This window comes from Bradyrhizobium jicamae, from assembly GCF_001440395.1.
Classification (GTDB): domain Bacteria; phylum Pseudomonadota; class Alphaproteobacteria; order Rhizobiales; family Xanthobacteraceae; genus Bradyrhizobium; species Bradyrhizobium jicamae.
On sequence record NZ_LLXZ01000191.1, the window covers coordinates 192697 to 214665 of the forward strand.

At 63.0% G+C, this 21969-nt stretch carries 21 protein-coding genes; 11 read left to right on the plus strand and 10 right to left on the minus strand.

Going from position 1 to position 21969, the window contains the following annotated elements; genetic code table 11:
- Positions 1 to 40: 40 nt before the first annotated feature.
- Positions 41 to 394 carry a DUF3175 domain-containing protein gene (locus CQ12_RS33005; RefSeq protein WP_057839479.1) on the plus strand — a complete coding sequence of 118 codons (354 nt, stop codon included), beginning with the start codon at positions 41 to 43 and terminating at the stop codon, positions 392 to 394.
- A gap of 126 nt (positions 395 to 520) precedes the next feature.
- Here the strand turns inward: CQ12_RS33005 and CQ12_RS33010 are convergent, their stop codons facing one another.
- Positions 521 to 2491 (minus strand): methyl-accepting chemotaxis protein, encoded by a 1971-nt coding sequence (locus CQ12_RS33010; RefSeq protein ID WP_057839439.1) that lies wholly within the window; start codon positions 2489 to 2491, stop codon positions 521 to 523.
- 515 nt (positions 2492 to 3006) lie between these two features.
- Between CQ12_RS33010 and CQ12_RS33015 the strand changes: the two genes are divergently transcribed.
- From CQ12_RS33015 to CQ12_RS33030, 4 genes are all read left to right on the plus strand, one after another.
- On the plus strand, positions 3007 to 3492 hold the full coding sequence (locus CQ12_RS33015) for a (2Fe-2S)-binding protein (protein ID WP_057839440.1): 486 nt from the start codon (positions 3007 to 3009) through the stop codon (positions 3490 to 3492).
- A gap of 85 nt (positions 3493 to 3577) precedes the next feature.
- Entirely contained in the window at positions 3578 to 5917 is a 2340-nt protein-coding gene (locus tag CQ12_RS33020; RefSeq protein ID WP_057839441.1) for a xanthine dehydrogenase family protein molybdopterin-binding subunit, read from the plus strand.
- 15 nt (positions 5918 to 5932) lie between these two features.
- Positions 5933 to 6733 (plus strand): FAD binding domain-containing protein, encoded by an 801-nt coding sequence (locus tag CQ12_RS33025; protein ID WP_057839442.1) that lies wholly within the window; start codon positions 5933 to 5935, stop codon positions 6731 to 6733.
- Positions 6734 to 6874: 141 nt separating this feature from the next.
- Positions 6875 to 7984: a CaiB/BaiF CoA transferase family protein gene (locus tag CQ12_RS33030; protein WP_057839443.1), complete on the plus strand. Its 1110-nt coding sequence runs from the start codon at positions 6875 to 6877 to the stop codon at positions 7982 to 7984.
- A gap of 96 nt (positions 7985 to 8080) precedes the next feature.
- Here the strand turns inward: CQ12_RS33030 and hppD are convergent, their stop codons facing one another.
- The gene (gene hppD, locus CQ12_RS33035) at positions 8081 to 9199 is read right to left on the minus strand and encodes a 4-hydroxyphenylpyruvate dioxygenase (RefSeq protein ID WP_057839444.1); all 1119 of its coding nucleotides are present in this window, start codon (positions 9197 to 9199) and stop codon (positions 8081 to 8083) included.
- A gap of 123 nt (positions 9200 to 9322) precedes the next feature.
- Here hppD and CQ12_RS33040 point away from each other — a divergent pair, with 123 nt between their 5' ends.
- On the plus strand, positions 9323 to 9790 hold the full coding sequence (locus CQ12_RS33040; RefSeq protein WP_057839480.1) for an Lrp/AsnC family transcriptional regulator: 468 nt from the start codon (positions 9323 to 9325) through the stop codon (positions 9788 to 9790).
- Between the two features lie 84 nt (positions 9791 to 9874).
- Positions 9875 to 10186 carry a DUF1272 domain-containing protein gene (locus CQ12_RS33045; protein ID WP_057839445.1) on the plus strand — a complete coding sequence of 104 codons (312 nt, stop codon included), beginning with the start codon at positions 9875 to 9877 and terminating at the stop codon, positions 10184 to 10186.
- A 121-nt stretch (positions 10187 to 10307) separates the two neighbouring features.
- Here the strand turns inward: CQ12_RS33045 and fahA are convergent, their stop codons facing one another.
- The 5 genes from fahA to CQ12_RS33070 all read right to left on the minus strand — a co-directional run bounded on the left by fahA (position 10308) and on the right by CQ12_RS33070 (position 15972).
- On the minus strand, positions 10308 to 11579 hold the full coding sequence (fahA, locus tag CQ12_RS33050) for a fumarylacetoacetase (protein ID WP_057839446.1): 1272 nt from the start codon (positions 11577 to 11579) through the stop codon (positions 10308 to 10310).
- 200 nt (positions 11580 to 11779) lie between these two features.
- Positions 11780 to 13126, minus strand: coding sequence for a homogentisate 1,2-dioxygenase (gene hmgA / locus CQ12_RS33055; protein ID WP_057839447.1), 1347 nt, complete (start codon positions 13124 to 13126; stop codon positions 11780 to 11782).
- A gap of 2 nt (positions 13127 to 13128) precedes the next feature.
- On the minus strand, positions 13129 to 14085 hold the full coding sequence (locus CQ12_RS33060) for an MBL fold metallo-hydrolase (RefSeq protein ID WP_057839448.1): 957 nt from the start codon (positions 14083 to 14085) through the stop codon (positions 13129 to 13131).
- A 33-nt stretch (positions 14086 to 14118) separates the two neighbouring features.
- Complete coding sequence (locus tag CQ12_RS33065) at positions 14119 to 14349, minus strand: DUF2783 domain-containing protein (protein ID WP_057839449.1); 231 nt, start codon at positions 14347 to 14349, stop codon at positions 14119 to 14121.
- Positions 14350 to 14358: 9 nt separating this feature from the next.
- Entirely contained in the window at positions 14359 to 15972 is a 1614-nt protein-coding gene (locus tag CQ12_RS33070; RefSeq protein WP_057839450.1) for an FAD-dependent oxidoreductase, read from the minus strand.
- Between the two features lie 187 nt (positions 15973 to 16159).
- Here CQ12_RS33070 and CQ12_RS33075 point away from each other — a divergent pair, with 187 nt between their 5' ends.
- From CQ12_RS33075 to CQ12_RS33085, 3 genes are all read left to right on the plus strand, one after another.
- Complete coding sequence (locus tag CQ12_RS33075; RefSeq protein WP_057839451.1) at positions 16160 to 16687, plus strand: MarR family winged helix-turn-helix transcriptional regulator; 528 nt, start codon at positions 16160 to 16162, stop codon at positions 16685 to 16687.
- A 239-nt stretch (positions 16688 to 16926) separates the two neighbouring features.
- Positions 16927 to 17505, plus strand: a complete 579-nt coding sequence (locus CQ12_RS33080) for a nucleoside deaminase (RefSeq protein ID WP_057839452.1) — start codon at positions 16927 to 16929, stop codon at positions 17503 to 17505.
- 44 nt (positions 17506 to 17549) lie between these two features.
- Entirely contained in the window at positions 17550 to 18293 is a 744-nt protein-coding gene (locus CQ12_RS33085) for a 50S ribosomal protein L11 methyltransferase (protein WP_083519574.1), read from the plus strand.
- A gap of 204 nt (positions 18294 to 18497) precedes the next feature.
- Here the strand turns inward: CQ12_RS33085 and CQ12_RS33090 are convergent, their stop codons facing one another.
- From CQ12_RS33090 to CQ12_RS33100, 3 genes are all read right to left on the minus strand, one after another.
- Positions 18498 to 18842, minus strand: coding sequence for a RidA family protein (locus CQ12_RS33090; protein WP_057839454.1), 345 nt, complete (start codon positions 18840 to 18842; stop codon positions 18498 to 18500).
- A 12-nt stretch (positions 18843 to 18854) separates the two neighbouring features.
- The gene (locus tag CQ12_RS33095; RefSeq protein ID WP_198164311.1) at positions 18855 to 19736 is read right to left on the minus strand and encodes an NAD(P)-dependent oxidoreductase; all 882 of its coding nucleotides are present in this window, start codon (positions 19734 to 19736) and stop codon (positions 18855 to 18857) included.
- A gap of 74 nt (positions 19737 to 19810) precedes the next feature.
- A complete protein-coding gene (locus tag CQ12_RS33100) occupies positions 19811 to 20617 on the minus strand; it encodes an N-acyl homoserine lactonase family protein (RefSeq protein WP_057839455.1) in 807 nt (268 codons plus the stop codon).
- A 518-nt stretch (positions 20618 to 21135) separates the two neighbouring features.
- Here CQ12_RS33100 and CQ12_RS33105 point away from each other — a divergent pair.
- Positions 21136 to 21969: caspase family protein (locus tag CQ12_RS33105; protein WP_198164312.1), on the plus strand; the 834-nt coding region annotated here is incomplete at its 3' end.

Here is a 21969-nt window from a genome sequence, read left to right on the forward strand (position 1 = left end):
GACCGACCGTTCTTCGGCAAAGTTAGCAACGGAGCCGACCATGGCCGAACGCCGGAAGACATCGCGTCCGCGCAAGACCGCGGCCCGAAAGCGCAGCCGCACCACAGCCACGAAGAAATCATCGCCGAAGCGCTGGTCGCAACGCGTGACACAGGAAAGCGACGCGCTTGATCTGAAGCGCGGCGTGTTCAAGCAGACCAGCGCGAAGAAGATCGCGGCATCGCTGAAGCATTCTGCCGAGCACAGTGCGCGCCGGAAGAGCGGCGCCTATCGTTCGGCGCTATCGATGCTGACTTTCTACATCAACCGTGCCGGCAAGACCTTGCCGAAGACGCAGCGCGCCCGACTGGAGCGCGCGAAGGTGGAGTTGAAGCACCAGTTCGGGAGGGAGTAATCTTGCGTCGTCCCTGCGAACGCAGGGACCCATACGCCGCAGCCTCGCGAAAGGGGCACGCGGTCGGTCATTCACTACACAACGAAGAACGGTGGTTATGGGCCCCTGCTTTCGCAGGGGCGACAACTACGCCGCCCGGATATTCTCCATGAAGCGATCGAGTTCTTCGCGCAGCCGCGTGCTTTCGCTCGACAGCGTACGGGCCGAATTCAGCACCTCCTCGGAGGCCGAGCCGGTTTCGGTGGCGCCGCGGTTGACGTGCATGACGTTGGCGGCGGCCTCCTGCGTGCCTTGCGCGACGTTCTGGACGCTGCGCGCAATTTCCTGCGTCGCCGAGCTTTGCTGCTCGACGGCGCTGGCAATCGTCGAGGCGATGTCGGAGATTTTTCCGATGGTGCCGCCGATCTCCTTGATCGCGGCGACCGATTCCTGCGTCGCGCCCTGCATGCCCGCGATGTGATTGGATATCTCGTCGGTCGCCTTCGCGGTCTGGCTGGCGAGCGATTTGACTTCGGAGGCGACCACGGCAAAGCCGCGGCCGGCATCGCCGGCGCGGGCCGCCTCGATGGTGGCGTTCAGCGCCAACAAATTGGTCTGCTCGGCAATCGCGGTGATCAGCTTGACGACGTCGCCGATCTCCTGCGCGGCGCGCGACAGCTTTCCGATCCGCCCGTCGGTCTGTTCGGCCTGGCGCACGGCTGCTTCCGCAATCTGGCTGGATTCCTTGACGCGCCGTCCGATCTCGTCGACGGAGGTCGACAATTCCTCGGTCGCTGATGCCACCGACTGCATGTTGGTGGAGGCTTCTTCCGAAGCGCCTGCAACCTGGCTCGACAGGTTTTGGGTGGTCTCCGCGGTCCGCGTCAGCGTGCCCGCCGCCGCCTCGAGCTGCACAGCCGATGAGGACACATTGGCAACGATTGCGCCAACCGCGGCTTCGAATTCATCGGCGAAGCGAATGAGTTCGGCGCGGCGCGCGGCGCTCGCCGCCTTGTTCTGCGCTTCCTGTGCGGCGGCGTCGCGCTCGGCACGGGCGATCGCCTGCACCTTGAACTCCTCAACCGCGCTCGCCATCTGGCCAAGCTCGTCCTTGCGGCCGAGACCGGGCAGCACGACTTCGAAATTGCCGGCGGCGAGCTCGCGCATCGCCTTGCACATCGCGATCATCGGCCGGGAAATGCCGGTGCCGAGCAGGAACGCCCAGACGCAGCCGAGCAGAAAGCCGCCGGCGGCAAGGATCAGGATCAGCCGCTCGGTCTCGCCGATGGTCGCATTCGATTCGGCCTCGAGCCGCTTCTGATCGGCCAGCAAATCCGACTTCATCGCGAGCGAGCCCTTGTTGATGGCGGCGGCCGAGTCCGTCATTTCCTGGGTCAGCTCATCGATCTCCTTGGCATTGTCGACCAGCTTGGCGAGCGCCTTCTGGTATTCTTCCAGCAGAGCCGCGATCTCCTGGACCCCCTGGCGAATCTTGTCATTGTTCGCCGGGATCGCCTTCAACGAGTTGCCGAGAAATTTGAGGCGCGCGAGCGCGCTGGATGCGACCGTCTTATCCGAATTGATGACGAACGTGTTGGCCAGCCCCACCACGGCCTGAAACTCATCGGCTACTTTTTTCGCGCTGAAGGTGACCGCCTGAAGCTCGGATTCATCGGCGTTGCTGGGGAGATCGTCGAGCTTGTAATAGAGCGACTGGCCATTGCGCACCAGCTGGTTTTGCGCAACCCGCGCGCTCTCGTCCTTGACCTTGACGATGTCGGCGAAAATCTTGGTGAAGGTGCGGAACTCGCGTTCGAGCTTGGCGACCTGCTCGAGCCGGGTCGGGTTGGTGGTCCCCTTCATCGAGGCGATGATCGCGTCCTTCAGGCCGGCCTCGGCTGCCAGCGCCGCCTTGCCGTCCTCTTCCTTGCCCGTCGCCACGAAATAGCGGGCGAGCGAACGATAGGAGATCAGCTCGCGATCGATGTCCCGCGACAGGTCCGCCTCCAGCACGCTGCGCCGATAGGAATCGACGCCGGCAGAAACATGTTCGAACCCAAGATAGGCAAACCCCATGCTGGCGGCCGAGATCGCCAGCACGACGGCAAAGCCGAGCATGATCTTGGCACGGAACCGCAGGGTCGGGATCTTAATAGACGAGCCGCTACGTTTCGGAAATCGCACGTCCCCCCCCCCGTTTTCGTTCTAAAAACAGGCATCGGCGGCCCCCGCCCCCGATCCGGTGCGCAAACTTAAGGCACAATGGATAAGGGTGGGTAAATCCGGGCAAAAGTTGCAAGGGGGGTGGTTGGGGCGGCCTCTCGCACCCTCCCCTGGAGGGGGAGGGTCGGTTCGCATGGAGCGAAGCGAAATGCGAAACGGGGTGGGGTGACGGTCCCTCCACATCTAACAGTGCCCGAGTGGAGAGACCGTCACCCCGCCCCGTCACGCATCTTGCGATGCGTGACGACCCTCCCCCTCCAGGGGAGGGTAAGAAAGATTCGCCGAACGCGCTGACCCGCGCACACTCGCTGATGTCATCACAATGACCCGGCCCATAAAAATCCCAGTTGCAAGTTCCCTCGCCGCTGTTTCTAATTGGAATAATTATAAAACATCGGGAGGTACCACGCGTGTCTACAGTCAAACTGACCGTGAACGGCAAAGCCGTGTCGGCCGACGTCGAGGACCGGACGCTCCTAGTTCATCTCCTCCGCGACCACCTGAACCTGACCGGCACCCATGTCGGCTGCGACACCAGCCAGTGCGGCGCCTGCGTCGTCCATATTGACGGCCGGGCGGTCAAGTCCTGCACCGTGCTGGCGGGCCAGGCTGCCGGCTCCAGCGTCACCACTATCGAGGGCATCGCCAAGGGCGACGAACTGCACCCGATGCAGGCGGCGTTCCGCGACAATCACGGCCTGCAGTGCGGCTACTGCACCCCCGGCATGATCATGTCGGCGATCGATATTGTGCACCGCCATAGCGGCCAGCTCGACGAAGAGACGGTCCGGCAGGAGCTCGAAGGCAACATCTGCCGCTGCACCGGCTACCACAACATCGTCAAGGCCGTGCTGGATGCAGCCGGACGCATGAAGGTCGCGCAGGCGGCTGAATAAGCCGCCGGCCAGCAATTTCTCGAATTCAAGACCGCGTTTCGATGGAAATGGCGGGAAACAATAACTCCGGTTGGGAGGACAGGACATGGGCGTTGAAGGCATTGGCGCAAGCGTCGTGCGCAAGGAAGACCGCCGTTTCATTACCGGCAAGGGACGTTACGTCGACGACATCAAGCTGGTGGGCATGACCCACGCACACTTCATCCGCAGCCCGCACGCGCATGCGAAGATCAAGAGCATCGACACGTCAGAGGCGATGAAGATGCCGGGCGTGGTCGGCGTGCTGACCGGCCAGCAGATCGTCGACGACAAGATCGGCAATTTGATCTGCGGCTGGGCCATCACTTCCAAGGACGGCACCGGCATGAAGATGGGCGCATGGCCGGCGATGGCGCCGGAGACCGTGCGCTTTGTCGGCCAGGCCGTCGCGGTCGTGATCGCCGAGACCAAGAACCAGGCCCGCGACGCGGCCGAAGCCGTGGTGGTCAATTACGAGGAATTGCCGGCCGTTCCTGATATCCGCGCCGCGATCAAGCCGGGCGCGCCGCAATTGCACCCGGAAGCGCCGGGCAATGTGATCTATGACTGGGTCATCGGCGACGAAGGCGCAACCGATGCGGCCTTCAAATCGGCGGCCAATGTCGTCTCGCTCGACATTACCAACAACCGCCTGGTGCCGAACGCGATGGAGCCGCGCGCGGCGATCGCGGAATATAACGAGCCGGAAGAGCACTTTACGCTCTACACGACCTCGCAGAATCCGCATGTCGCCCGCCTCGTGCTGTCGGCGTTCTACAACATTGCGCAGGAGCACAAGCTGCGCGTGGTCGCCCCCGACGTCGGCGGCGGTTTCGGCTCCAAAATCTTCATCTACCCCGAGGAAATGGTGGCGCTGTGGGCCTCCAAGAAGGTTGGGCGTCCGGTGAAGTGGACCGGCGACCGCACCGAAGCCTTCCTGACCGATGCGCATGGCCGCGACCACCTCACCAAGGCGGAGATGGCGTTCGACAAGGACAACAAGGTCACCGGATTGCGTGTCAAAACCTACGCCAATCTCGGCGGCTACATGTCGCTGTTCTCGTCCTCGGTGCCGACCTATCTCTACGCGACGCTGCTGTCGGGCCAATACAACATCCCGAACATCTTCGCCGAAGTGATCAGCGTCTACACCAACACCGTGCCGGTCGACGCCTATCGCGGCGCGGGCCGGCCCGAAGCGAGCTTCGTGGTGGAACGGCTGATGGAAACGGCGGCACGGCAATTGAAGGTCGATCCGGCGGAGTTGCGCCGCAAGAACTTCATCACGCAATTCCCGCACCAGACGCCCGTCATCATGGCCTATGACATCGGCGATTTCGGCGCTTCGCTGGATGCGGCGATGAAGGCGATCGACTATGCCGGCTTCGCAGCCCGCAAGGCGAAAGCGAAATCCGAAGGCAAGCTGCGCGGCATCGGCGTCTCCTGCTACATCGAGGCCTGCGGCATAGCGCCGTCAAAGGCGGTCGGCAGCCTCGGTGCCGGCGTCGGCCTGTGGGAATCGGCGGAAGTGCGCGTCAACCCGGTCGGCACCATCGAGATCCTCACGGGCTCGCACAGCCACGGCCAGGGTCACGAGACGACGTTCTGCCAACTCATCGCCGACCGGCTCGGCGTTCCCATCAGCCAGGTCTCGATCGTCCACGGCGATACCGACAAGGTGCAGTTCGGCATGGGCACCTATGGCTCGCGCTCGGCGGCTGTCGGTCTCACTGCGATCCTGAAGGCGATGGAAAAGGTCGAGGCCAAGGCCAAGAAGATCGCGGCGCATCAGCTCGAAGCTTCCGAAAACGACATCGTCATCGAGAACGGCGAATTCAAGGTCGCCGGCACCGACAAGTCGCTGGCGCTGCCGATGGTCGCGCTCGCGGCCTACACCGCGCACAATCTGCCTGACGGCATGGAGCCGGGCCTGAAGGAGGGCGCGTTCTACGACCCGACCAACTTCACCTTCCCGGCCGGCGCCTATATCTGCGAAATGGAAGTCGACGCCGCTACCGGCAAAAGCAGCTTCGTCAACTTCGTGGCGGCGGATGATTTCGGGCGGCTGATCAACCCCATGATCGTCGAGGGCCAGGTCCATGGCGGCCTTGCCCAGGGCATCGGCCAGGCGCTGCTGGAAGGCGTGGTGTATGACGCTTCCGGCCAGCTCCTGACGGCCTCGTTCATGGACTACACCATGCCGCGCGCGGACGACCTGCCATCGTTCAAGCTGTCGCACACCACGACGCTGTGTCCGGGCAATCCGCTCGGCGTCAAGGGTTGCGGCGAAGCCGGTGCAATCGGCGCTTCCGCCGCCGTGATCAACGCGATCACGGATGCGATCGGCAACAACAAGCTCGAAATGCCGGCGACGCCCGATCGCGTCTGGCATGCGATCCACGGCTAACGAGGAGGAAACATCATGCACCAGACAACCTATCACCGCCCCTCCTCGGTCGACGAAGCCGCAAGCCTGTTCGCCAAGGGTTCGGATGCGAAATATCTGGCCGGCGGCCATACGCTGATCCCCGTCATGAAGCAGCGGCTGGCCTCGCCGTCCGACGTCATCGATCTCGGCAAGATCAAGGAACTGATCGGCGTCGAAGCAACCGGTGACGGAATAGTCGTCAAGTCGGCAACGACCCATTACGACGTCGCATCGAGCGAAACTGTGCGCAAGGCAATCCCGGCGCTGGCTTACCTCGCCTCGCTGATCGGCGATCCGGCCGTCCGACATCGCGGCACCATCGGCGGCTCGCTCGCCAACAACGATCCGGCAGCGGACTATCCGGCGGCAGTGCTGGCGCTCGGCGCCATCGTGAAGACCAACAAGCGCTCGATATCGGCGGATGATTTCTTCAAGGGCCTGTTCTCCACGGCGCTCGAGGACGGCGAAATCATCACCGCGGTGTCGTTCCCGGTTCAGGCCAAAGCGGGATACGCCAAGTTCAACCATCCGGCGTCGCGCTTCGCGCTAACCGGCGTGTTTGTCGCCAAGACCCCGGCAGGCGACGTCCGCGTCGCCGCCACCGGCGCATCGCAAAGTGGCGTTATGCGTGTCGGCGCGATCGAGGCGGCGCTGAAGGCCAACTGGTCGGCAGGGGCGATCGACGCCGTCAAGATTTCGGCGGACGGACTACTGAACGACATCCATGGCACAGCCGATTACCGCGCCAACCTCGTCAAGGTGATGGCGCAGCGTGCGGTGCAAGCAGCCGGCTGATCTATCCCTCCTTGAGCCATGCATGCGGCGCGCAGCGATGCGCGCCGCACTGCTTTTGGGCCAAGATTTGCTTGCCACCCGGCCGCGAAGGCGAGACAATTTAGCTAATCGGCTAATTAAAAGATCATTCGAGGAAGCACCGTGCTCGACAAACCATCCGCCCAATCCGCCGCCCGCACCTCCGGCCCGCTCGCCGGCTTCCGCATCGTCGAATTCGCCGGCATCGGCCCGGGTCCGTTCGCCTGCATGATGCTGGCCGACATGGGCGCCGAAGTCGTGACGCTCGATCGCGTCGGCGCCAAGAAGAATCTAAAATCGGTGGCGAGCCGCGGCCGCAAGGTCGTCGAACTCGATCTAAAGGACAAGGCCGCGGTCGCGCAGGTGCTCGACCTGCTCGCCAATGCCGACGCGCTGATCGAAGGCTTTCGCCCCGGCGTGATGGAGCGGCTAGGGCTTGGGCCCGATGTCGTGATGGCGCGCAATCCGCGCCTCGTGTTCGGCCGCATGACCGGCTGGGGCCAGGAAGGGCCGCTGGCGCACGCCGCCGGCCATGACATCAACTACATCTCCGTCACCGGCGCGCTTGCCGCGATCGGCACCAAGGAGAAACCGGTGCCGCCGCTTAACCTCGTCGGCGATTTCGGCGGCGGCGCGCTCTATCTCGTGGTCGGCGTGCTCGCGGCGCTGCTGGAAGCATCGAAATCCGGCAAGGGTCAGGTGGTGGATGCCGCGATGTGCGACGGCGCGGCCTCGCTGATGTCGATGTTCTTCGACATGACCGCGATCGGCCGCTGGGTCGAAGGCCGCGAGCAGAACTTTCTCGACGGCGGCGCGCATTTCTACGGCATCTATGAATGCTCCTGCGGCAATTTCATTTCGATCGGCTCGATCGAACCGCAGTTCTACGCGCTCTTGCGCCAGCATGCCGGCCTCACCGACGCCGATTTCGACGCACAGATGGACCGCAAGGCCTGGCCGGCGCTGAAGGACAAGCTGACGAAGGTGTTCAAGAGCAAGAGCCGCGAGGACTGGTGCAAGATCATGGAAGGCACCGACATCTGCTTCGCGCCGATCCTGACCATGGCGGAAGCGCCAAAGCACCCGCACAACGCCGCGCGCAACATCTTTGTCGAGCGCCACGGCGTGACGCAACCGGCACCCGCGCCGCGGTTTTCACGGACACCATCGGCAATCCGGGACGCGGAGAAGGCGGAGCTGGCGGCATTGACTGCTACGTGGGCCAAGCAATGAACCGTAGGGTGGGCAAAGGCGCACTTGCGCCGTGCCCACCATCAGACTCGCGGCTAGCAATGGTGGGCACGCTTCGCTTTGCCCACCCTACGAACGCTACGCTGCATTCCCCACTTTCAACACACCTCTTCGGATCTGATCCTCTTCGATCGATTCGAACAGCGCCTTGAAATTGCCCTCGCCGAATCCGTCGTCGCCCTTGCGCTGGATGAACTCGAAGAAGATCGGCCCGATCGCATTGGCCGAAAAGATCTGCAGCAGCACCTTGGTTTGGCCGCCGTCCACCACGCCCTCGCCGTCGATGAGAATGCCGTTGTTCTGCAAGCGGGCGACGTCCTCGCCATGCTGCGGCAGGCGCGTATCGATCTTCTCGAAATAGGTATCCGGCGGCGACGGCATGAACGGAAGGCCGGAGGTGCGCAAGGTCTCAACGGTGCGGTGAATGTCGCGCGCGCCGCAGGCGATGTGCTGAATGCCTTCGCCGCGATAGATGTTGAGATATTCCTCGATCTGGCCGGAATCGCCGGCATCCTCGTTGATCGGAATCCGGATCTTGCCGTCCGGGCTGGTCAGCGCGCGCGAGAACAGGCCCGACGCGCGGCCTTCGATATCGAAGAAACGGATCTGGCGGAAGTTGAACAGTCTTTCGTAGAAGCCGGTCCACACATCCATGCGGCCGCGATGGACGTTGTGGGTGAGGTGATCGATGTAATAGAGCCCGGCGCCGGCGGGGCGCGGGTCTTTCGCACCGAGCCATTCGAACTCGATGTCGTAGGCCGATCCCTTGGCGCCGTAGCGGTCGACGAAATAAAGCAGGCTGCCGCCGATGCCCTTGATGGCGGGAATGTCGAGCGTCTTCTGCGCAGATGTGATATCGGCGGCTTCCGCGCCGAGCGACAGCGCCCGCTCATAGGCCTGCTTCGCATCGACGACGCGAAACGCCATCGACGGCGCGCACGGCCCGTGCGCGGCGACGAAGCCATGGCCATGGCTACCGGGCTCCTCGTTGACGAGATAGTTGATGTCACCCTGACGGTAGACCGTGATCTTCTTGCTCTTGTGGCGGGCGACCGGCACGTAGCCCATCAGCTTGAACAGCGCGTGCAATTCTTCCGGCTTCGGATGCGCATATTCGACGAACTCGAAACCGTCGGTGCCCATCGGATTGTCCGATGTGATGGTGGCGACCGGCGCGTCGTGCGGAAACGGACCCATGGCGGAATCTCCCGAAAATTGATCTGGATCAATATCGGTCGTATCAGGCGCAAAGTGCATGCAAACGAGGGCGCGTTCGGCTATCATGACGCACAATCTGTGCACAAAACCGGTCATTTTCGCATGATTTCCGTGGACGCCTTCGACCTCAAAATGCTGGCCGCACTTCAGGACGACGGCCGCCTCACCAACCAGCAGCTCGCCGACCTCGTCGGCCTTTCCGCCTCGCAATGCTCGCGGCGGCGGATGCGGCTGGAGGAGGAAAAGGTGATCGCCGGCTACCACGCCGACCTCGCCGGCGAAGCGCTCGGCTTCAATTTGATCGCCTTCGTCCACATCACGCTGGCGACGCACTCGCCCGACAACGCCAAGAAATTCCGCGCGCTGGTCAACCGCGTCGACGACATCCAGGAAGCCTATTCGCTGACGGGCGATGCCGACTACGTGCTCAAGGTCGTGCTGCGCGACCTGAAGGACCTCTCCGATCTCGTCAACAACGTGCTGATGCCGCACCAGAGCGTGGCGCATGTGCGCTCCTCGATCGTGCTGGATCGGCTGAAGGAGAGTTCGAGGCTGCCGCTGAAGACCTAGATGGCGCAATTCGAGGGAAATTTGTCATCGCGTTTTTCGATCGATTTGCGATGATCCAGTTCGGAATTACCTCACGAGACGACCATGGCGCTGCAACTCCGCCCCAACTGCGAATATTGCGACAAGGACCTGCCGCCAAGCGTGACCGACGCGTGGATCTGTTCTTATGAATGCACGTTCTGCACGGACTGCGTGGAGAACAAGCTGCACAATGTCTGCCCGAACTGCGGCGGAGGGTTTGAGCGGCGACCGATCCGGCCCGCCACCGAGCGGCGGCCCGGCGTGTGCGTCACCAAGCAGTTGCCGTCGGACAAGCGGGTGCATTTGAAATATAGCATCGAGGATGTCGCTGCGCATTCGGCGCGCTTGCGGGATGTTCCGCCGCAGGAGCGGTGACTCCTCCGCGTCATTGCGAGGAGCGAAGCGACGAAGCAATCCATGCCTCCACTTGTGGCGCGATGGATTGCTTCGCTTCGCTCGCAATGACGGGGAGAGAGCGTCACGTTGCGTCCAGACGCTACCCCGCCGCCGTAATCGTCCCCTCGACTTCGCCAAACCCGACGCGGTAGCCGTCGCCCTGGCACCAGCCGCGCATGACCAGCGAATCGCCATCCTCCAGGAAGGTCCGCTTCACGCCTTCGGCCAGTTCGACTGGCTCGGTGCCGTTCCAGCTTATCTCCAAGAGGCTGCCGCGCTGGTCTTTTTCCGGGCCGGAGATCGTGCCGGACCCTAAGAGATCGCCGACATTCATGGCGCAACCGCAGGCGGCGTGGTGCACGAGCTGCTGCACCGACGACCAGTACATGTACTTGAAATTGGTGCGGCTGATATTCTGGGGCGCATTCATGGGTGCCGCACGCATCCCGACCTCCAGCGCCATGTCGTAATTGTTCGGCTGCGCCTGCTGCAGATAGGGCAGCGGCTTCGGCTCCTGCGACGGACCATGAAGCCGGAACGGCTCCAGCGCCTCACGCGTCACCACCCACGGGCTGATCGAGGTCGCGAACACTTTTGCCTGGAACGGGCCGAGCGGCACATATTCCCACTGCTGGATGTCGCGCGCGCTCCAATCGTTCAGGATGACGAAGCCGAAGATCATTTCCTCGGCCTGTTTCTCGGTGAGCATTTCGCCCATGTCAGACGGCTGGCCGACCACCACGCCCATTTCGAGTTCGAAATCGAGCCGCTTGCACGGCCCGAAGCTCGGCAGATCTGCGCTCGGCGGCTTCAACTGTCCACGCGGCCGGCGTACCGGCGTGCCGCTGACAACGACGGTGGAAGCGCGGCCGTTGTAGCCGATCGGCATGTGCAGCCAGTTCGGCTGCAGCGCGTTGTCCTTGCCGCGGAACATGACGCCGACATTGGTGGCGTGCTCCTTGGACGAGTAGAAGTCGGTGTAACCGGAAACCGCGAACGGCAGATGCAATTTTACATCCGTCATCGGCACCAGCGCGCGCTTGCGCAGTTTCTCGTTGTCGCGCAGCTCGGGGTTATCATGACGCAGAAGCTCGCTGATCCGTGCGCGCGTGCTCGACCAGACTTTTGGTCCGAGTGCCATGAACGGGTTGAGCTGGGACGCGGCGAACACCGCGGGCTCGACGAGGTCGAACCGGCAATCCTGCGCGAGCTGCCAGAGATCGAGCACGTAATCGCCGATCGCGACGCCAATGCGCGGGGCGAGCCCGTCCTTGGTGGTGAACACGCCGTAGGGGAGATTTTGGATCGGGAAGTCGGAATTGGCGTCGACGGGGATGAAGGAACGGAGTTTTGGATCGTTGGGGTGGGGCATGGTTTCCTCGTGAAACGCAGCGGCGCTTCTTTCACCCTCCCCTGGAGGGGGAGGATCGGCTCATATGGAGCGCAGCGAAATGCGAGACGGGGGGGGTGATCTCTCAACTCGGGCGCTGTTGGATGTGGAGAGACCGTCACCCCGCCCCGCCGCGCGTTTCACGCGCGTCGACCCTCCCCCTCCAGGGGAGGGTAAAGGTGTCACGGCTTGTTCGGATCGAACCGTTTCTCCAGACCCTTCCAGCAATCGGCATAATCGTCCTGCAGCGTCGCCGACGTCGCAGCATGCTGCGTGACCCGCTGGGGAAAGCGCGTTTCAAACATGAAGGCCATGGTGCCGGTCAGTTTCACCGGCTTCAATTCGCTGTTGCTGGCGTGATCGAAGGCCTCACGGTCGGGACCGTGCGGCAGCATCATGTTATGCAGGCTGATACCGCCGGGAACGAAACCTTGCGGCTTGGCGTCGTAGACGCCGTAGATCAGGCCCATGAACTCACTCATGATGTTCATGTGATACCAGGGCGGACGGAAGGTGTTCTCCGCCACCATCCAGCGCTCCGGGAAGATAACGAAGTCGATATTCGCAGTGCCTGCGGTTTCCGACGGCGAGGTCAGCACCGTGAAGATCGAGGGATCGGGATGGTCGAAGCCGATGGCGCCGACCGGCGAGAAGGTCCGCAAATCGTATTTGTAGGGCGCGTAATTGCCGTGCCATGCGACGACATCGATCGGCGAATGCGGCAGCGTGGTCTTGAACAGCGAGCCGCCCCACTTCACGTAGAGCTCGGTCGGCGTGTCCTTGTCTTCGTACGAAGCGACCGGCGTCAGGAAGTCGCGCGAATTGGCAAGACAGTTGGCGCCGATCGGCCCGCGCTCCGGCAGCGTGAAAGCGCCGCCATAGTTCTCGCAGAGATAGCCGCGCGCAGGCCCATTCGGAATCTCGGCCCGGAATTTCACGCCGCGCGGAATCACCGCGATCTCGCCCGGCTCGATATCGATGCGGCCGAACTCGGTGACGAGGCGCAGATTGCCCTGCTGGGCCACGAACATCATCTCGCCGTCGGCGTTGTAGAAATGCTGATCGACCATCGATTTGGTGATGAGGTAGACATGCGCGGCCATGCCGGCCTGCGTGTTGGCGTCACCGGCCGTCGTCATGGTCTGCACGCCCTGCAAAAAAGTCGTATCCTCCTTCGGGATCGGCGCCGGATCCCAGCGGAGCTGCGCGATCGGCAGATCATATTCATGACACGGCGCAGTGCGCCACAGCCCGCCATCCGCTTTCTCAAAGCGGCCGGAATGCTTCACCGACGGCCGGATACGATAGAGCCAGGAGCGCTCGTTGGTGCCGCGCGGCGCGGTGAAGGGCGAGCCGGAAAGCTGTTCGGCATAGAGCCCGTAGGCGCAGCGTTGCGGCGAGTTGCGCCCCATCGGCAGCGCGCCGGGCAGGGCCTCGGTCTCAAAACTGTTGCCGAAGCCGGACATGTATCCCGGCGTTATCTGCGCCGTGCTTCGGACGATCTGATCAGGCGAGGTATTGATATTCATGGTCATCCTCCTCCTTGCAGGGCGGCCCACATTTCCTGGTCGCGCTTGTCGGTCCAGATCACGGGATCGTCGATCCCTGATGCTTCATCGAACGCGCGCGAGACGTTGAACGGCAGGCAATGCTCGTAAATGGCGAAGCTGGAAAACTTCGGGTCCATCACCTCGCGCGTCGCCGCAAACGTCTCTTTCAGCGTGCGGCCCCTGGCGACCGAGCTTTCCGCCGCGCCATAGAGCGAGGTGACGAAGTCGCGCGTCATCGCGATCGCGTCGCGCCCGGTCGACAGTCCCTTCAGCGCATCGCCACGGCCCGGCGCGATCGCCTTCGGATTGAAGGCGCGGATTTCATTGAGCGTGGAAGGCCATTCGCGCAAATGCGCATCGCCGCAATAGCAGGCCGAGTGATATTCGATGAGATCGCCGGAGAACATCACCTCGGCATCCGGCACCCAGGCGACGATGTCGCCCGACGTATGCCCGGCGCCGAGTTGCATCAGCCGCACCTCGCGCTTGCCGAGATAGATCGACATCTCGCCTTCGAAGGTCAGCGTCGGCCACGTGAGACCGGGAATGCTCTCGGCGTCTTGGAACAGGCGGGGAAAGCGGCCGTACTCGGAATCCCAATCCTGCTGGCCACGCTCTTCGATCAGCCGGTAGGTTTCGGCTGACGCCACGATACCCTGCGCCTTGTAGGCGGAAGCGCCGAGCACGCGCACGGCATGGTAATGCGACAGCACGACATATTTGATCGGCTTGTCGGTCACGGTGCGAACGCGCTCGATCACCTTGTTGGCCATCGCCGGCGTCGACTGCGCGTCGAACACCAGGCAACCGTCATCGCCGACGATGATCGCGGAGTTCGGATCGCCCTCGGCGGTGAAGGCGTAGAGATCAATGCCGATTTCAGAGAAGGTAATCTTCTTCTCCGCGAGATCCGTGGTGGACGCGAAACCTTTGGCCATCAATTCGATTCCTGACTTCGTTCGAGGCGTGAACTATTGCTGCTGTTGCTGCGCTTGCTGCTGGCTCGCACCGAGCATCCGCTGGGCGGCGAGCGCGATGGCCTCCTTCAGCACATCGAGGTCGCCGATATGATTGGCGAGAATGAGAACCAGCGCCGCATCGAGATCGGCGCTTTGCTCGTCGTTCAAGCCCCGATGCGCCTCGACGATGGCGCGGAACGCGTCGTCGGGCTTGGCAAAGTTCGAACTGGTCGATAGCGCCATGACGAAACCTCAAATATGGCCTGCGGCGCGCGCCAGCGCGGCATCGAGCGCCGCCCGCGTCGGGTGGCGGAAGCGCGCCGCGATATAGCCGTCGGGGCGCAGCAGGTAGGCAGTGCCGGGTTCGGCATCGTAACGCTTGGCGGCAAGACCTGCAGAATCGGTCAGCCCGCCGTTGCCGCCAATCCGGATCGTGCCCAATCCGTCGGGCCGTTCCGGCGCGGTGCCATTGCTAAACTCCAGCAGCGTGAACCCGGTTCCGGCGCCCATGAAAGCTTCGGTGAGATAGATCGGTTCGCCGCCCTGCCCGGCAGCCGGCGCGTCCGGCATCGAGGCGCCGGGACGCGGCCCGCCGCGCCAGGAATCGCCATCGGCGGTCGAGAGCGGCGTCTCGTAGATCGACGGCGTCGAGAGGCGTCCGCCATTCACCATGCGCTTGCCGAACTCTGTCTCCCTGGCGAGCGACAGCACCGCCTTGCGCAACCGCGCCTCCTGGTGCGAGTTGGGCGCCATGAAGTCGGTCGAGCGGGTGGATTCGCGGATGTTCTCATCGGCCGCAGCGCTTCGCTCGATATGGTAGCTGTCGAGCAGCCCCACGGGCGAAGTCCCCCGCAGCACGCGGTCGAGCTTCCACGCCAGATTCTCGGCATCCTCCAGCCCGGAATTGGCGCCGCGGGCGCCGAACGGCGATACCTGATGCGCGGCGTCACCGGCGAAGATCACCCGGCCATGGATGAACTTGTTCATTCGCCGGCACTGGAATTTGTATAGCGAGATCCATTCGAAATCGAACTTGTCGTGGCCGAGCATGCGGGCGATGCGCGGCCGCACGTTCTCCGGCAGCTTTTCGACGGCGGGATCGGCAAAGCGATTGAGTTGCAGGTCGATCCGCCAGATGTCGTCCGGCTGCTTGTGCAGCAGCGCGGAGCGGCCGGCATGGAACGGCGGGTCGAACCAGAACCAGCGCTCGGTCGGGAACGCCGCAGTCATCTTGACGTCGGCGATCAGGAACTGGTCCTCGAACACCTGGCCGGCAAATTCCGCGCCCACCATCTGCCGCAGCGAGGACCGGGCGCCGTCGCAGGCGACGACATATTGCGCCGCGAGCCGATAGGGACCATCCGGCGTCTGGACCGTCAGCACCACACCGTCGTTGCGCGGCTCGAGCCCCGTCACCTTGTTGCGCCAGCGCAGATCGATCGCAGGCAGTTCCTCGACGCGGTCGACCAGATAGGCCTCCGCATAGAATTGCTGCAGGTTGATGAAGGCCGGCCGCTTGTGGCCTTCCTCCGGCAACAGGTTGAATTGATAGAGCTGGGATTCGCCGTGAAAGATCTTGCCGACGCTCCACACCACGCCCTTGTCGACCATGCGCTGGCCGATGCCGAGCCGGTCCCAGAATTCGAGCGAGCGCTTGGAGAAGCAGATCGCCCGCGAGCCCTCGCCGATCCGGTCGGCATCGTCGAGCAGCACGACCGATTGCCCGCGCTGCGCCAGATCGATCGCCAGCGACAGGCCAACGGGGCCCGCGCCGACCACGACCACGGCATGCTCGGCGATATCAGCGCCCGCCCGGTCCTGATCGGGGTGGCGACGATAGCCGAACTGGGTTTTAGTCAGCGCCATGCGGGCTCAACCCCGTGACTAGAGATCTTGTTTTGACGCGTTTTCTTCACGCGAACCGGTATCCACTTCGCTCGAAAACGCTGGCTAGTGGCCGACGGCCCTGCTAAATTAGTCTCACCTGCAACTATCTTAAACCCCGGGCCGGGTCCGGCGTCAACCGAAATCGAGGCTGTTCTTGCCAAAAGCGATGTCAGGCGAAATGGCGGCCGGTCCGCAGGAGGAGAGCGCGCCGAAGAAGGCCGCGCGGCTGGACCTCTTCAAATTCGTGCCGTTCCAGCTCAACCGGCTGGCGGCGGAAGTCAGTTCGGCGCTCTCGGTGGAGTATGCGGCCCGCTACGGCCTCGATATTCCGGAATGGCGCGTGCTGGCGACGCTCGGCTTCCGTCATGATGCCTGCAGCGCGCAATACATCGCCCACTGCACCCGCACGCACAAATCAACGATCAGCCGCGCCGTCACGTCGTTGATGAAGCGGCAGATCATCGAGCGCGTCGAGAACGAGGATGACCGGCGCGAATTCCGCCTGCGTCTGACACGCAAGGGCGAACAGCTCTACGAGGAACTGATCCCGCGCCTGTTGCGCAAGGAGCAGGAGATATTGTCCGGCCTTTCCGCGCAGGAGCGGCGGGAGTTCGCACGGCTGCTCGGCAAGATCGAAGCGAGCCTCGAACTGGTGCAGACCAGCGAAGAGGCGGATGCGAAGGAAGCGTATTAGGGCGCGTGCTCATCAATGCTTCTTGTCGACTTTCGGGATTAAGGCAGAGCCAGCGCGGATCAGAGACTGACTTCCGCCTGTGACCGTCCGGAGCAGACCTTTCCTTCGGAATCGGAGCCGGAAAAGCTTGCTTCACATCTCATGGGTGGGTTGGGTGCCGGAATCGCATAGCGCGAAATGGTCGTTTTCGGCTAGAATGTCGATCAGTTCGCGAGGTTCATTGAGGGAGGCTGGCTCAGGTGCCGAACGATCTGGATCTGCGCATGATGGCGCGGTGCATCGAGCTCTCACGCGCCTCCATCGCGGCGGGTGAACTTCCTTTCGGCTGCGTGATCTGTCACGACGAGGAGATCGTGTCGGAAGCCACCAACCGCGTGGTACGCGACGGCGACGTGACCCGTCACGCCGAAATGGTTGCGATGTCGGAAGCGCAACGCGTCCTCGGAACCAAGCGGTTGTCGCGCTGCACGCTTTATACCAATGTCGAGCCCTGCGCGATGTGCTGCTACTGCATTCGCGAGACCCGGATGCGCAAGGTCGTCTATGCAATTCGCTCGCCCATCATGGGCGGACACTCCAAATGGAAGGTTTTACAGGACGAGGAGATCTCTGGCGTCATCCCGGAAGTTTTCGGCCGCGTCCCCGAGATCACTGGCGCGGTGATGCGCGAGGAGGCCGAAGCGGTGTGGCGGGATTGGCACCCGATGATCTGGAGAATCATCACGTTCCGCGGCTGCTTCGGCGGCGTTGCGCAAGCAGCCGCCGAGGTGCCCCGTCGCGAAGGATTTTTCCGTCGACTGACTCTGCTGCATCGCTGACTGCGCCGCGGGTTCGTCGCTCGCCGGTAGGAGGCCTACCCCTGATGAACCGAACATCCCGCTCAGTCGACAGTGATTTCACCGTTCTCAATCGGCGTGGAACGCCGCACGGACCGTTCCGCCGTCTTTTGCGCCACATTATTCATTTCTTCTCGTATCACCTCATCCTTAGCCGCCAGAGCATCCGAACGACCCGGGCGGCGGGCTTCCGCCTGCGCGTGCGGCCGACGGTCTTCCACCCCCGCTTCTTTCTGAGCAGTGAGTATTTCGCGAAGTTCCTCGACGGGCTCGACCTGAGCGGCAAGTCCGTGGCTGATATTGGCACCGGCTCCGGCATCTTGGCTCTGGCGGCCGCTCGCGCCGGTGCGGCAGAGGTTTTGGCGCTCGACATCAATCCCCATGCGGCTCTCTCGGCGCTGGAGAATGCGCAGGCGAACGGCTTTGGTGACCGTGTGAACGTCGCCTGTATGAACCTCCTCGCCGCGCTTCCAGTGCGCCCGCTTTTCGATGTGATACTATCAAGCCCACCCAAGCATGCTGGCGAGCCGCGCGATCTCGCGGATCGCGGTTGGCACGCCGGTCCTCAATATCGGGACGTGGCGGCCTTGTTCAAGCAGGCCAGCGAGCGGCTTAAGCCCAACGGCTGTCTCTATGTCATGGTATCGTCGGACTCCGATCTCGACCTGTTCGGCCGGCTGATTGATGAGGCTGGCTTCCGCGCACGCCTCGCCTACGAGCGCTCGTTCTACATCGAGTCGATGATTCTCTACGAGCTGCGTGTTCGATAGCGTCGATCCGGCTGGTATAGCCTGCTGCTGGTGCGCTCGCTCAGCTTCTTGACGCCCGGCGACTGGCGGCCCACGCGCCAATTGGGTTTACGTCGCAGGCGTGATTTACGACAAGTTCGACGGCGAGTTCGCGTCGCGCTCGCTGACTTCGATAGCTGTCCTGCTATGGACACGGAGACCTAGTGCAGACAACTACTGACCGGCTTACTTCATCGCCGTCACCACGATCTCCACGATATGCGGCGGCTCGAGATCAACGCCGAGGCAGGCGCGCATCGGCGGATTCTTGCGGTCGACCCATTCGTCCCAGGCGCGGTTCATCTCGGCCTTCTGCTTGATGTCGGCGACATAGACGATCGCCGACAGGATCTTGCTCTTGTCCGAGCCGCACAGCGCGAGGCTTTCGTCGATCCGGGCGAGCGCCTTGACGCTCTGCTCGTACATCGAGGGACTGACCGGGTCGGGCGCAACCGCCACCGTGAGAACCAGATCGTCGTGCGCGACGGCGCGGCTGCGGGTGGGTGTGAGCCCTGCAAAGCGTTGGATCATGATCGTCTCCGGTTAGCGGCCGCCAATATGTTTCGCGATGACCGGGAAATAATGATCGCCCGATCCCGCATCGATCGCTTCCTGCAACACGGTGCCGATCAGTTCTGCACCACGGATCCTGATGCCGGCGTCGGACGCAAGCTCCAGCGCGTAGGACAGATCCTTCAGCGCATATTCGGTCGAGAACGCGCGCTCCGGGTAATTACCCGGCACGATCGCCTTCATGCCGTGATTGCGTAGCGCAAAACTGTCGGCCGAGCCCTTTGATAGCGTGTCCAGCAGCAGCTTGGGATCGACGCCATTGTGCTTCGCCACCGCAACTGCCTCGGACAGCGCGTTGACGGTTTCGAACAGCACCATGTTGTTGAGGATTTTCGTCACCTGTCCCGCGCCGACGTCGCCGCAGTGAGTGACGTCGGTGGCGAAGCAGCGGATCAGCGGTTCGACATCGGCATACAGCGAAGCCGTCGTTCCGACCATGACGCTGAGCGTACCATCCTGCGCCGCCTGCCGCGTGCGCGCGATCGGCGCGTCGGCCCAGGACGCGCCTTTGGCTTGCAACTGTTTGGCAAAGTCGCGGGTCTGGCTGACCGAGGAGGTGCCGAGATCGACCACGACCTGTCCGCTGCGGACGTTCTTCAGGATGCCGTCGCCCTCGAACACCGCGCGCACGTGTTTGGCGCTGGGCAGGCACAGAAACAGCAAACCGCTTTGCTTGATCACGTCGGCAATGGAGGCCGCAATAGCGGCCCCGTCGGCCTTGAGCCGCGCCAGCGGCTCCGCCGACAGATCAAAGGCCAGCACGCGCTTGCCGCTCTTCTTCACGAGATTGCGGCAGATCGGCTCGCCCATCACGCCGAGGCCGATGAAGCCGAGAGTCTTGTATTCCGGCATTGTTTTTCTTGAACCTATCTTTTGACGCGTTTTCTTGACGCGAACCGGTATCCACTTCGCTTGAAAACGCTCTGTTATTTTGCAAAGGACCGCGACGGCGCGAGGTGCAGCGCGAACGCATCGACCTTGTCGTGCGCGCGCGGGTAGATCTCGCTTACGATCGGATCGTGGCCGGGGATGAAGCGGTCGGGATGACCGGCCAGCCGCTCGACGGTCTCCCAGCCCTGCGCCATGTCGCCGACATTGTAGACGATCGGAAACGGGCTGCGCTTGTGCAGATTGGCGTAGTAATGCGCGGCGTCCGACGCCAGCACCACCGGGCCGCGCGCGGTTTCCACCCGCACCACCTGCAAGCCATCGGAATGGCCGCCGACGCGATGCACGGTCACGCCGGGCGCGATCTCGCCATCGCCGGAATGGAAGGTGACGCGGTCGCCGTAGACATGGCGCACCATGGTCGTGACGTGCTCGACCGAAAACGGATGCCGCAGCATGCCGTTGCACATGCAGCGCCCGGTCGCGTAGCTCATCTCGCGCTCCTGCAGATGAAACCGTGCGTTCGGGAAGCGATCGAGATTGCCGGCGTGGTCGTAGTGCAAATGGGTGACGATGACGTCGCGGATCGTATCCGCGGCGACGCCGAAATTCGCCAGCGCATCGACCGGATTGAGCGTGAGCTTGCGCGCACGCGCTTTCGCCTCTTCGGCGTTGAAGCCGGTATCGACCAGGATGTCGCGGCCGCCGCCCCGGACCAGCCAGACGAAATAATCGAGGTCCTGCGCCGTGGTCTCGTGCGGGTCGGGGATCAGAAAATTCAAATGAGGGGTGCGTGGCGACATCGTCGCGTAGCGCAGCGCGTAGATTTCGTAGGCATTTCCCATCGGTGTCGCTTTTCTTTTGTTGTGAACCTGGCCGATGCGGCAGCAAGCCATTGTCATCCGCAAAGGTCAAACGCAGCGCGCGAATGACGACCGCGTAACAATTGCAGAGCTATGTGAGAGGGATCACAATACCATCGATGGTTGCCACTGGGGACGATTCGCAATTCCACAGCAGCGGCGATCAACTCGACAGGCGGCGCATCGGACACCCCGCCTTCGCAGGGCCGACCGTCATGTTCGGGCGCAGCCAAGTATAGACGGAAGCATGGTCGAGCGGATCGGGAACCAGTTGCAAGGGCCCAATCACGCCTCAGGTGTTGCCGCCGGTCCACATTGTTAACTCGATTGTTAACTCGGCTTCATTCGCGACGTGCGGTCGCGGTTATTTGTCGCAATTAGTGATGCGATCGCAAGCGGTTGACGGGTAATACGCGCGGTTTGATAATGCAGGGAGCGTAGAGTATGGTCGCCGCGGCGCAAGCTGGTATCGGCGCCATTTTGGCTGGATTGCCGTCGATATGAAAACCCGCCTTGTATTGTTTCTCTCCCTGTTTTTTGTGGTGGCGTCGGTCGCCCCGTCGTTCGCAGCCGGCGAACGTTATGCACTGGTGATCGGCAACGCGAAATATCCGGACGCCGAGGCGCCGCTGAAGGAGCCGATCAACGATGCGCGCGACATCGCCGAAGAGCTCAAGCGCGACGGCTTCAATGTCGATATCGGCGAGAACCTGACCGGCGAGCAGATGCGCCGCGCCTTCGAGCGCCTGTACGGCAAGATCAAGCCGGGGTCGGTCGCACTGATATTCTTCTCAGGCTTTGGCGTGCAGTCGAGCCGCCAGAGCTACATGATCCCGGTCGATGCGCAGATCTGGACCGAGCCCGACGTTCGCCGCGACGGTTTCAGCCTCGAGACCGTGCTCGGGGAGATCAACAGCCGCGGCGCCGGGGTCAAGATCGCGCTGATCGACGCCTCCAGGCGCAATCCGTTCGAGCGACGGTTTCGCAGCTTTTCCGCCGGCCTTGCGCCGGTGATTGCGCCGAACGGCACGCTGGTGATGTATTCGGCTGCGCTCTCGTCGGTCGTTTCCGACAGTGGCAGCGACCGCAGCCTGTTTGTGAAGGAACTGCTGAAGGAAATCCGCACCCCCGATCTGATGGCGGAAGAAACGCTGAACCGCACCCGCGTCGGCGTGACCCGTGCCTCGCGCCAGGAGCAGGTGCCGTGGATATCGTCGTCGCTGGCGGAGGATTTCTCCTTTATCCCTGGTGGTGCCGGTCCGCGGCCGGCCAGCCCGCCGCCGGCTCCGGTGGCCGCAGCGCCACCTTCGGCTCCCGCACCGGCCCCCGCTCCT

Coding starts and splice junctions, on each gene's coding strand:
- CQ12_RS33005 (WP_057839479.1), top strand. CDS start 41: ATGGCCGAACGCCGGAAGACATCGCGTCCGCGCAAGACCGCGGCCCGA.
- CQ12_RS33010 (WP_057839439.1), bottom strand. CDS start 2,491: ATGCTCGGCTTTGCCGTCGTGCTGGCGATCTCGGCCGCCAGCATGGGG.
- CQ12_RS33020 (WP_057839441.1), top strand. CDS start 3,578: ATGGGCGTTGAAGGCATTGGCGCAAGCGTCGTGCGCAAGGAAGACCGC.
- CQ12_RS33025 (WP_057839442.1), top strand. CDS start 5,933: ATGCACCAGACAACCTATCACCGCCCCTCCTCGGTCGACGAAGCCGCA.
- hppD (WP_057839444.1), bottom strand. CDS start 9,199: ATGGGTCCGTTTCCGCACGACGCGCCGGTCGCCACCATCACATCGGAC.
- CQ12_RS33040 (WP_057839480.1), top strand. CDS start 9,323: ATGATTTCCGTGGACGCCTTCGACCTCAAAATGCTGGCCGCACTTCAG.
- CQ12_RS33045 (WP_057839445.1), top strand. CDS start 9,875: ATGGCGCTGCAACTCCGCCCCAACTGCGAATATTGCGACAAGGACCTG.
- fahA (WP_057839446.1), bottom strand. CDS start 11,579: ATGCCCCACCCCAACGATCCAAAACTCCGTTCCTTCATCCCCGTCGAC.
- hmgA (WP_057839447.1), bottom strand. CDS start 13,126: ATGAATATCAATACCTCGCCTGATCAGATCGTCCGAAGCACGGCGCAG.
- CQ12_RS33060 (WP_057839448.1), bottom strand. CDS start 14,085: ATGGCCAAAGGTTTCGCGTCCACCACGGATCTCGCGGAGAAGAAGATT.
- CQ12_RS33065 (WP_057839449.1), bottom strand. CDS start 14,349: ATGGCGCTATCGACCAGTTCGAACTTTGCCAAGCCCGACGACGCGTTC.
- CQ12_RS33070 (WP_057839450.1), bottom strand. CDS start 15,972: ATGGCGCTGACTAAAACCCAGTTCGGCTATCGTCGCCACCCCGATCAG.
- CQ12_RS33075 (WP_057839451.1), top strand. CDS start 16,160: ATGTCAGGCGAAATGGCGGCCGGTCCGCAGGAGGAGAGCGCGCCGAAG.
- CQ12_RS33085 (WP_083519574.1), top strand. CDS start 17,550: ATGAACCGAACATCCCGCTCAGTCGACAGTGATTTCACCGTTCTCAAT.
- CQ12_RS33090 (WP_057839454.1), bottom strand. CDS start 18,842: ATGATCCAACGCTTTGCAGGGCTCACACCCACCCGCAGCCGCGCCGTC.
- CQ12_RS33095 (WP_198164311.1), bottom strand. CDS start 19,736: ATGCCGGAATACAAGACTCTCGGCTTCATCGGCCTCGGCGTGATGGGC.
- CQ12_RS33100 (WP_057839455.1), bottom strand. CDS start 20,617: ATGGGAAATGCCTACGAAATCTACGCGCTGCGCTACGCGACGATGTCG.